This window comes from Streptomyces sp. NPDC059456, assembly GCF_042750055.1.
Taxonomy (GTDB): Bacteria; Actinomycetota; Actinomycetes; order Streptomycetales; family Streptomycetaceae; genus Streptomyces.
Genome location: NZ_JBHYVA010000285.1, coordinates 1 through 9,927, shown reverse-complemented (window position 1 = coordinate 9,927; position 9,927 = coordinate 1). Strand labels below are relative to the sequence as shown.

Here is a 9,927-nt window from a genome sequence, read left to right as displayed (position 1 = left end):
TGCGCATCCTCCACCTTTGACTTAAACCCCCCCATCCCAGCGCACACCCCGGGGGCCCGGGGCCCCGGGGTGACCGTTACGCGGGGGGGGTCTCCGCGGCCGGCCGCGACGCGGCGGTGCACCGAGGACTCCCGGGCCAGGGCGTTGCGGTAGACGACCTGGAGCGGGATCATCCCGCCGGGGCCCGTCCGGGGCCGGGCGCCCTCGAAGTCGATGTCGAGGAGCTTGATCCGGATGGCGTTGTCGGAGACCTGCTCCACGAAGTGCGTGCCGATCCCGGCGTCGTGCATGAGGCCGAACGACCGGACGGCCATGGCGCAGGACGCCTTGCCCTTGCCGGGGATCTCGTCGGGCATGACGCCGAAGTCGTAGACGGAGTAGCGGTCCGTGAAGGTCAGGATGCCGTCGCCGGGCCGACCGTCGCGGGGTGGTGCCAGTGTGTACAGATCCTTGGTGGACCAACGCTTCATGGGCTCTTCTCTTCCTGGCGTGCGCCCGGGCGGGGCCCTCGGCGGCGCGGGTGCGGGAGGGCGGCACCCGGAATGGAAGACGATCGAGGCGGCCCGGATGTGACACCCGGGCGCCGTCGCGGCGCGCCCCCCCCTCCGCCGGCGGTCACCCGGGGTCGGGGACGAACCCGAACACCTTCCCGTACAGCTGCAGTTCGGTCCGCAGGGTGCGGGCCACCGTGTCGGCCCTGCGGAACCCGTGCCCCTCCCCCTCGAAGACCTCGTACGTGTACTCCACGTCGGAGCCCGACAGCCGCTCCAGCAGCCGCTCGGCCTGGCTCGGCGGGCAGATGGCGTCCAAGGACCCCTGGAAGAGCGCGAACGGGGCCCGGATGCCGGCTGACCCGTGCACCGGGGACCGGCGGACGTACGCGTCGCGGCTGCGCGGCCAGGGGCCGATCAGGGTCTCGGCGTAGCGGGATTCGAAGTCGTGCGTGGTGCGCCGCCAGGTGTCCGCGTCCAGTACCGGGAAGTGGATGGCGGCGGCCCGGTAGAGGTCCGGTTCGGCGATCAGTGAGGCGGCGGCGGTCCACCCTCCCGCGCTCGCGCCCCGGATCGCGAGGCGCCGCGGGTCGGCGAGCCCTTCGGCCACCAGCCCGCGGGCGGCCGTGGCGCAGTCCCGTACGTCCACCACGCCCCAGCCGCCGCGCAGCCGGTCCCGGTAGGCCCGCCCGTGGCCGGTGGAGCCGCCGTACTGGACGTCGAGGACGCCGATGCCCCGGCTGGTGAAGTAGGCGATGTGCGGGTGCGGGGTCATGTGGGTGCGGCTGGTGGGACCGCCGTGCACCAGCACCACGTAGGGCGGGAGTTCGCCGTCCGGGCCCCGGAGGCGGGGGTGGTGGGGCGGATAGACGTGGGCGTGCACCGCTTCGCCGCCGGGGCCGCGGTAGGTCCGCCGGAACGGGACGGGCCAGAGTTCGGCGTGCTCGCGGGAGGGCGGGCGCAGCACCTCCACCCGGCCGCCCGGCTCCCGGGGGTCGAGCAGCACCACCGTCGGCCGGTGTGCGGGACCCGCCGCGACGGCGGCGATCCGCCGTCCGTCGGTGGCGGGCGAGTGCCACTCGGTGTACGGCCCGTCCGGGTCGAGTGCGGTCCGTTTCCCGTCGGGGGCCAGCAGCGCGGGGCGGCGGCCTGCGGTGCCGTGCAGCACGGCGAGCGTGCCGTCGAGCAGCGGCAGGAACCAGCGGGAGCCGACGCGCCAGAGGGCTTCGGCGTACTCCTGCGGCTCGGCGCGCAGGGCGCGGGAGCCGCCGTCCGGGCCGATCTCGTGCAGGTTCCACCAGCCGTCGGGGTCGGTGACGGCGAACAGGCGGCCCGTGCCGTCGGCGGCCCACTCCGCCTGGGCGACCGACCGGCCCGGGCCGCCCGCGACCCGTACGGCGGGCCCGAGCAGGCCCTCGGGGGTGATCGCGGCGACCATCAGGTCCGTACGGTCCCAGGGCATGTCCGGGTGGTCCCAGCCCAGCCAGGCGACCCGGTCCCCGCCGGGGGCGATGCGCGGGCCGGTCAGGAACCGGTGGCCGGCGGCCAGCACCCGCACCGCTCCCGGGTCCTCGGCCGCGCTGCCGTCGAGCGGCAGGGCCACCAGCTCGCGCCGGACGTCCTGGGCCGGGCCCCCGGCGGTGTCCGGCAGGATCTCGCGCACGCACCACAGTTCGGTGCCGCGGACCGCGAAGTCCCCGTAACGGTGGACAGCTCCGGGGCCGGCGGGCGGACTGAGCGGTACGGCCGGGGCGCCGGGCCGCCACCGGTGGACCCGCCGGTCGGTCCCGTCGCTGAAGACGATGCCGTCGCCGGGCCGGCCGGACACCGGCAGCCAGGGCCTGGCCCCGTACTCGTTGAACCGGCTGCGCACGTCCCGCCCGCCGGGCAGCACCTCCCGGGGAGCGCCGTCCGGCCCGCGCCGCATCAGTGCGCTGCGGCCGCCGTCGTGGGCGAGCGGCTCGGTCCACCACACCTCGTCGCCGACGAAGTCCGGCCACTCGGGCAGGGCGGCCCCGCGGGCCACGTCGTCGGCGGCGAGGGCCGACCGCCAGCTTCCGTAGGGGGCTTGCCTGCGGGCGTCGTCGGGCACGGGGGCCTCACTCCTCGGTGGTGTGTGCGGGGCGGCCGTCGAGCAGCAGGGCGACCAGCGCGGCGACCGCGTCCTCGTCGTTCGAGGGCAGGACGAGGCCGGCGGCGCGCCGGACCTCCTCGGGTGCGTTCGCCGGGGCGGCGCCGAGTCCGGCCAAGTGCAGCATGGAGAGGTCGTTGAGCCCGTCCCCGACGGCCACGGCCTCGGCCGGGTCCACGCCGGCCTCGGCGCACAGCCAGCGCAGGGCCTCGGACTTGCCGGTGCCGGGCGGGACCAGTTCGACGAAGCCGCCGCCGGATGCGGTGGCGGTGGCGTCCGCGCCGACGGCGCGCTGGACCTCGGCCACGACGGCCGGTCCGCAGCCGGTCCCGGTGTGGACGAGGAGCTTCGGCACCCGGCCGGGCAGGTCGAGCCGGTCCGTGCGGGCCCGGTGGCTGACCCGGGTCCAGTGCGCGGCGGCCTCGCGCGGGAAGGGGTCGACAGTGACGGTGCGGTCCACCAGGTCCAGCGCGCAGGACCAGTGCGGCGAGGCCGCGCGGACGGCTTCGAGGAGCCGCAGGACCGGGCCGGGGGCGAAGCCGAGGACCCGGCGCGGCCGTGCCTCGCCGGGCGGGTGGATCACCGCGCCGTTGCTGTACGCCCAGTACGCCGCGTCCGGGATCCCGCCGGTCACCGCGGCGGGCACGTCACGGCCCGGCCGGGCCGTGATCACGGCGAGGGCGAGTCCGGCGTCCCGGGCCCGCAGCAGGGCGGCGCGGACCGGCGCGGTGAGCCGGCCCCGGGAGTCCAGCAGGGTTCCGTCGAGGTCGCAGGCGAGCAGCCGGGGCCGCGGCCGGGGGCCGCCGCCCGGCGGGGGGATCACCCGGCCGCCGACGCGGTGGCGGTCCGCTGCGCCGCGGTCTCGGGCAACCGGTGGCACAGCAGCAGGAAGCCGACCCCGAGCAGGGCGCAGAGCCCGGTCGAGGCGGCCGCGGGGCCCGGACCACTGAGTTCCTGGACCAGTCCGGCGAGGGCCGATCCGAGTGCGGTGCCGGTCGTGAGCAGGGTGATCAGCCAGGCGAAGGCCTCGGTGACGGTGCCCTCGGGGGCGAGGGCGTCCACCAGCGTGAAGGACACCACCAGCAGCGGGGACAGGAAGAACCCGGTGGACAGGCAGACCAGGGCCATGACGGCCGGCGGGGCCATGAGGGCCACCAGCAGGTAGGTGACGGTGAGTCCGGCGCCGCAGGCCACCGCCTGGGCGGTCGGGGCCGCGTGCCACCGGCCGCGGCCGTAGACCACGGCGCCGACGAGCGCCCCGCACGCGGACAGCGCGAGCAGGGTGCCGGCCCCGCCGGGCAGCGGATGGCGTTCGGCGTAGGCGACGGCGCCGATGTTCAGGCCGCCGATGGCCGCCCCGGCTCCGGCCAGCCCGAGGAAGAGCAGGACCAGTGCGCGGCTGCGCAGCGGGCCGAGCCAGTCGCGGGTGCCCGGGCTCCCCTGCCACTGCCGGGAGGGGCGCGAGGTGGCCATGACGAGGGCTCCGCCGAGGCAGAGCGCGGCGGAGAGCACCACGGCGGCCTCCGGCGGGCCGAGGGCCACAGTGGCGGAGACGAGCAGGGGGCCGCCGATGAAGACGAGTTCCTGGGCGGCGGCGTCCATGGAGTAGGCGCGCTGGAGGTTCTCCTGGCCGACGAGGACCGGCCACAGGGCGCGCAGGCACGGCTCCAGCGGCGGGGTGGCCGCCCCGGCCAGGACGGCGCCGGCGAGCACCGCCGGCCGGGAGCCGGGCGCGAGGGCGATCAGCAGGATGCCGCAGGCGGACAGCACGGCGCTGGCGAGCAGGACGTACGTCTGCCCCCAGCGGTCCACCATGCGGCCGAGCACCGGTCCCCCGACGGCCCCCGCCACGGCGAGGACCGCCGTGGCCAGGCCGACGAAGCGGAAGTCCGCGTCGTGGGCGCGCAGGGTGAGGGTCATGGCGAGGGCCGTCATGGCGGTGGGCAGCCGTCCGATCAGCGCGCCGCCGAGGGCGTGCGAAACGGACGGCCGGCGCAGCAGGGCCGTGTAGCTCACGTGCTGTTCTCCTGGTCGGGGAATTGCCGGTCGGACACTTCTTCGAGGAACCGCAGCGACAGGCCGGTCACGGCCTCGCTGCGGAGCCTCAGTTCGATCTCCGCCAGGCCCGAGCGGTGCTGCTCGGCCGGGTCACCGCTGAGCGGTATCCACAGCCAGCCGCTGTCGAGCCAGGCGTTGCCCACGGTCTCCGCGTCGCGGGCGGTGGGGATGGCGGGGGCTACGCGTTCCGGGATGTCCGGTACGTTCACCGCGCAGACTCCGCCGTCGGGGGCGAAGCCCACCGAGGCCACCGCCCGGAAGCCGATGGGGGTTTCCCCGGCAGGTCCGGCCGGCGGGGTCGGGCCGTCCGTGCGGTCCCGGGTGGGGGTCCGCACGGCTTCCAGGACTCCGGATTCCGCGTCCCATTCCGTGATGAAGGTTCGTGGCGCCATCACAACGCTCCCGTCAGGTCATAAGGGGAACTGGATCACTCACACGTGCTGGAGCCGCTCGAAGCCGACGGCGGGCGGGGTGCCGAGCCGTGCCGGCCTCAGTTCGACCTCGCCGAGGACGGTGTCCGCGGGGGCGGCGACCACCCAGGACACCACCGAGGCCACCGATTCCACGCTCATCTTGAGTTCGGAGAAGTCGTCGTCGAAGTTGCGGATGGCACCGGGGTTGAGCAGCGTGGTCCGCACGCCGTTCGGGCGTTCCTCCATCAGCAGCACCTCGGCCACCGACTTCAGTGCCGCCTTGGTCGCGCAGTACGCCATTCCGCCCTCGAACGGCCGGTCCCCGGCGTGCGAACCCATCAGGACGATGTGCCCGCCGGCCGCCCGCAGGGCGGGCAGCGCCGCCTGGATGACGCGGACGTTGGCGGTCAGGTTCACCGCCACCGCCTCGTCCCACACCCGCGGGTCGAGCTCGTCGACCCGGCCCAGGCCCCGCGTCACCGCGTTCAGGACCAGCAGGTCCAGCGCGGGCACGTCGGCCAGTACCGTCCGGGCGGCCTCGAACGCGGCCTGCCCGTCCGCGAGATCGGCCGTGACCGGGTCCCGGTGGTCCGTACAGGAGCTTCGGTTCAGGCAGCGGACGGTGAAGCCGTCCGCCGCCAGGCGTTCGCGGATGGCCCGCCCGGTCCCCCGGTTCGAGCCCGTCACCAGGGCGCGTCGCCCGGCCACCGGTCGCCCGGCAACGGGTCGCCCGGCCCCGGTTCGCTCAGCCACGGGTGATGAGCCGCATCAGCTCGGTCCACCGCTTGATGATCTCGTCGCCCGAGACGCCCTGGCGGAACAGGTCCTTGTCGTAGCACTCGCCCGCGGCGGAGCGCAGCCGCATGCAGTCGGGCGAGATCTCGGAGTTGATGACGAGCCCGCGCTCCGCGTCGGGCGCGATGATCAGGCAGAAGTCCCAGAGTTCCAGGGGCTCCAGCAGGCCGCGGAGCACGGTGTTGCAGTGCTGTGCGGCGGCCCGGTAGGCGTCCACGTCGAGGCCGAGCAGGCGCAGGTAGTCCTCGCCGATGGGCTGGTCCTCGGGGTCGGTCCGGTAGTCGAACTTGACCACCGGGCGGTCGAGCACCTGGCCCTCGGTGAACAGCCCGGGGTACTTGCGGATGGTCGAACCGGTGGCCCGGTTCTTGACGATGACCTCGAAGGGCGTGGACGGCCGGTAGTCGGCCAGGTAGGTCAGCGGTCCGGTGCGCTCGCGGAAGACCGTGTGCACGCCCTCGGCCGCCAGCCGGCCGGAGACGTACTCGAAGAAGTCCAGCCGCAACTCACCGGTTCCATCGATCAGTTCGTTGCGGTTGTACGTGAAGCTGCTCAGCGAGGGGATCAGTTCGACCAGGCAGGTGTCCTCGTCGACGAGCCACACCTTCTTGCTGCGTCCCGAGACGTCGGGCGCCTTGGACATCAGATCCGTCACATCGGAGGAATGCACGCCTCACATCCGTTCTGGCTCGCCGGGCGAACCCATGGGAAGGGAAGGACGGCAGCCCCGCACGCACGGGGCAGGCCGCATTGAAACGTTCGACTCCGGGCCGCGTGACAGACGGGACAGCACGCCTGGCCGAGGGAGGGACTCGCTCGCGTTGCACGTGCACGGAAGGCAACGGCAACGAAAGAGAACGGCTGCGCCCCGCACGGGGGGCCGAGCCTCACTGAATTGCACCCTAGTCGCGCCGTTGAGTGATCGTCAACAGCCCGGCCGTGCGTGAGCAGGACTATTCAACGCGCCCTGAAATGGCGGGAATTCGACGGTTCACGCGGGGACGGCGACGCGCAGCCTGCGGCGCCCCGTGAACAGCAGCAGCACCGTGACCGAGACGCCGAGCGCCCCGCAGGCGGCGCCCCAGTGCTCACCGGTGCCCTGGAGCACCCAGCCGGTGATCGCGGAGCCCAGGGAGGTGCCCGAGGCGAACAGGGTGATCAGCCAGGCGAAGGCCTCGGTGGTGGTGCCGGCCGGCGCCAGCTCGCCCACCAGCATGAAGGTGGTGGCCAGCAGCGGCGCCAGGAACAGGCCGGTCAGCACCAGCAGCGGGCCCATCAGCAGGGCCGGGGGCAGCAGGATCAGCAGGGTGTAGCCGGCCAGCAGGCACAGGGCGAGGAGCAGGGCCCGGCGCGGCAGCGGGGCCTGCCACTTCCGGGCCCCGTAGACCAGTACGCCGATCAGCGAGCCGGCGGCGTGCAGCGCCAGCAGTGCGGGCGCCCCGCCGGGGAACGAGCGCTGTTCCGCGTAGTGGACGACCAGGATGTTGAGGGTGCCGATGGCGAAGCCGACGCCGGCCAGGCAGACGAGCAGCAGCACGAGTCCGCGTTCCCGCAGCGGCCCGAGCCAGTCGGTGGACCGGGCGGCGGTGCGCCACCGGCGGGACGGGCCGGAGGTGGCCACCACCAGGACGCCGGCGATGCCGAGGACGGCCTGGGCCCAGAGCACGGTGGCGGGCGAGGCCACCGCGACCGTCCCGGCCACCACGAGGGGGCCGCCGACGAAGACCAGCTCCTGGGCGCTGGAGTCCAGGGCGTAGGCGGACTCCAGATCGTCGGAGGGGACGAGATCCGGCCACATCGCCCGCAGGCAGGGTTCCAGCGGGGGCGTCGCCGCGCCGGCCACGGCGGCGCCCAGGATCACCAGCGCCCGCTGGTCGGGGGCCACGGCGACGGCGATGAAACCGGCCGCCGCGAGCAGCGCCGTGACCAGCAGCACCAGCGTCTGGCCGCTGCGGTCCACCAGCCGGCCCACCAGCGGGGCGCCCACCGCGGCGGAGAGGGCGAAGGTGCCCGCCGCCAGACCGACGAAACCGTACGGGGCCCCCGCGTCCCGCAGGGCGAGCGGCAGGGCCAGGGCGGCCATGGCGGACGGCAGCCGGCCCACCCAGCTGCCGGTGAGCAGCCGGAACACGGACGGGCGCCGAAGTATGTGTAAGTAGGGCATGCGCGGTCCTTTTCAGGGTGCCGGAGCCGGCGGCAGGGCCTCGGCGATGAGTTGGGCGAGGTGGGTGCCCCGGCGGTCGGTCTGCTGGGCGATCTGGGTGCGGCAGCTGAATCCGTCGGCCAGGACGCGGGTGTCCGGGTCCGCGGACCGCACGGCGGGCAGCAGTCCCTGTTCGCCGACGGCCACGGAGACCTCGTAATGGCCGCGCTCGAAACCGAAGTTGCCGGCCAGCCCGCAGCAGCCGGAGCCGACCACCGTGTTGTCCACGCCCATCCGGCGCAGCAGGGCGGCGTCGGCGCCGAAGCCGGACGTCGCGTGCTGGTGGCAGTGCGTCTGGCTGATGGACTCGGCCCGGATCTCGGGGGGCTCCCAGTCGGCGGCCTGCCCGACCAGCAGTTCCGCGAGGGTCAGGGTGGCTCCGGCCAGCGCCTGCGCGTCCCGGTCCCCGCCCAGCAGTTCGGGCAGGTCGGTGCGCAGGGCGGCGGTGCAGCTGGGCTCCAGGCCGACGACGGGCACGCCGGCCCGGACGGCGGGGGCGAGCGCGGCGGTGGTGCGCCGGGCGATCCGGCGGGCCACCCCGAGCTGTCCGGTGGTGATCCAGGTGAGGCCGCAGCACTGGGTGCCGTCGGGTACCCGGACGGTGAACCCGGCGTCCTCCAGTACGGCCACGGCCGCCCGGAGGACCTCCGGCGAGAAGTGGTTGTTGAACGAGTCCACCCACAGCACGACCGGCCCGCGGTGCCCGTCGCCGCCGGGTGCGCGCCCCCGGAACCAGGAGAGGAACGTCCGGTCCGCGAACCGCGGCAGGCTGCGTTCGTCGGCGATCCCGCCGAGGCGTTTGACGAGCGGGGCGAGCCGGGACCCCAGGACGGCGTTGGCCAGGTGCGGGGCCCGGGAGGCCGCCCGGGAGAGCAGGGGCAGCCAGCCCATGCTGTAGTGGGAGGCGGGCCGGATCCGCCCGCGGTAGTGGTGGTGCAGGAACTCCGATTTATAGGTGGCCACGTCGACGCCGACGGGGCAGTCGGTGCTGCACCCCTTGCAGGACAGGCACAGGTCGAGGACGTCGCGGACCTCGGTGGAGCGCCAGCCGTCGGTGACGATCTCGCCCTGGGTCATCTCGTACAGCAGCCGGGCGCGTCCGCGGGTGGAGTCCTTCTCGTCCCCGGTGACCCGGAAGCTGGGGCACATGACACCGGTGCCGTGGTCGGCGGAGGCGCGGCACTTGCCGACGCCGACGCAGCGCCGGGTGGCCTTGGCGAAGTCCCCGTCGTCGGCGTGGTAGGCGAAGACGGTGGCCAGCGGGAGCGGGGGGCGGTGCGGGCTGATGCGCAGGTGCCCGTCGACCGGTGACGGCCGGACGATGATGCCCGGGTTGAGGCCGTTGTCGGGGTCCCAGGCGTCCTTGAACCGCTCGAACAGGCCCATGGCCGCCGGGGAGTACATGAGGGGGAGGAACTCGGAACGGGCCTTGCCGTCGCCGTGCTCCCCCGACAGCGAGCCGCCGTGCCCGGCGATCAGCCGGGCGAGGTCCGCGCCGAAGGCCCGGAAGACGGCGGTCCCGTCCTCGGTGGCGAAGTCGAAGTCGATGCGTACGTGCAGGCAGCCTTCGCCGAAGTGTCCGTAGAGGGCGCCCGTGAGGCCGTGCCGCTCCATCAGGGCCCCGAACTCCCTGAGGTAGGAGCCGAGCCGCTCGGGCGGGACCGCCGAGTCCTCCCAGCCGGGCCAGGCCTCCGACCCGTCGGCCCGGCGGGTCGCCAGTCCGGCGCCGTCCTCGCGGATCCGCCACAGCCGGCGGGCGTCGGCCCCGGGGGGCGCCCGCCGCGCCCCCGCGGGCGCCCCCCCCCCCCCCCCCCCCCCCCCCCCCCCCCCCCCCCC

General features: G+C 74.8%; 9 protein-coding genes. All 9 read right to left on the bottom strand.

Annotated elements, in window-relative coordinates; genetic code table 11:
* Positions 1 to 470 (bottom strand): phosphoribosylaminoimidazolesuccinocarboxamide synthase (locus ACFXA3_RS23480; protein WP_385189680.1); only part of this gene is annotated, 470 nt, incomplete at its 3' end.
* Between the two features lie 145 nt (positions 471 to 615).
* A complete protein-coding gene (locus tag ACFXA3_RS23475) occupies positions 616 to 2,583 on the bottom strand; it encodes an alpha/beta hydrolase family protein (protein ID WP_385189677.1) in 1,968 nt (655 codons plus the stop codon).
* 7 nt (positions 2,584 to 2,590) lie between these two features.
* Positions 2,591 to 3,445 (bottom strand): HAD family hydrolase, encoded by an 855-nt coding sequence (locus ACFXA3_RS23470; protein WP_385189675.1) that lies wholly within the window; start codon positions 3,443 to 3,445, stop codon positions 2,591 to 2,593.
* Positions 3,442 to 4,638 carry an MFS transporter gene (locus tag ACFXA3_RS23465; protein ID WP_385189672.1) on the bottom strand — a complete coding sequence of 399 codons (1,197 nt, stop codon included), beginning with the start codon at positions 4,636 to 4,638 and terminating at the stop codon, positions 3,442 to 3,444. Before ACFXA3_RS23465 ends, ACFXA3_RS23470 begins: the two co-directional genes overlap by 4 nt.
* Positions 4,635 to 5,072, bottom strand: a complete 438-nt coding sequence (locus ACFXA3_RS23460; protein WP_385189669.1) for a hypothetical protein — start codon at positions 5,070 to 5,072, stop codon at positions 4,635 to 4,637. The genes ACFXA3_RS23465 and ACFXA3_RS23460 overlap by 4 nt, the downstream gene beginning before the upstream one ends.
* Before the next feature lie 39 nt (positions 5,073 to 5,111).
* Positions 5,112 to 5,801: an SDR family oxidoreductase gene (locus ACFXA3_RS23455; protein WP_385189666.1), complete on the bottom strand. Its 690-nt coding sequence runs from the start codon at positions 5,799 to 5,801 to the stop codon at positions 5,112 to 5,114.
* A gap of 37 nt (positions 5,802 to 5,838) precedes the next feature.
* Positions 5,839 to 6,558: a phosphoribosylaminoimidazolesuccinocarboxamide synthase gene (locus tag ACFXA3_RS23450; RefSeq protein ID WP_385189663.1), complete on the bottom strand. Its 720-nt coding sequence runs from the start codon at positions 6,556 to 6,558 to the stop codon at positions 5,839 to 5,841.
* 321 nt (positions 6,559 to 6,879) lie between these two features.
* Positions 6,880 to 8,052, bottom strand: coding sequence for an MFS transporter (locus ACFXA3_RS23445; protein WP_385189660.1), 1,173 nt, complete (start codon positions 8,050 to 8,052; stop codon positions 6,880 to 6,882).
* A 12-nt stretch (positions 8,053 to 8,064) separates the two neighbouring features.
* Positions 8,065 to 9,927: FAD-binding and (Fe-S)-binding domain-containing protein (locus ACFXA3_RS23440; RefSeq protein ID WP_385189657.1), on the bottom strand; the 1,863-nt coding region annotated here is incomplete at its 5' end.

What these genes read in the sequence shown, in the direction of transcription:
- ACFXA3_RS23460 (WP_385189669.1), bottom strand. Translation starts at nt 5,072, where the DNA reads ATGGCGCCACGAACCTTCATCACGGAATGGGACGCGGAATCCGGAGTC.
- ACFXA3_RS23445 (WP_385189660.1), bottom strand. Translation starts at nt 8,052, where the DNA reads ATGCCCTACTTACACATACTTCGGCGCCCGTCCGTGTTCCGGCTGCTC.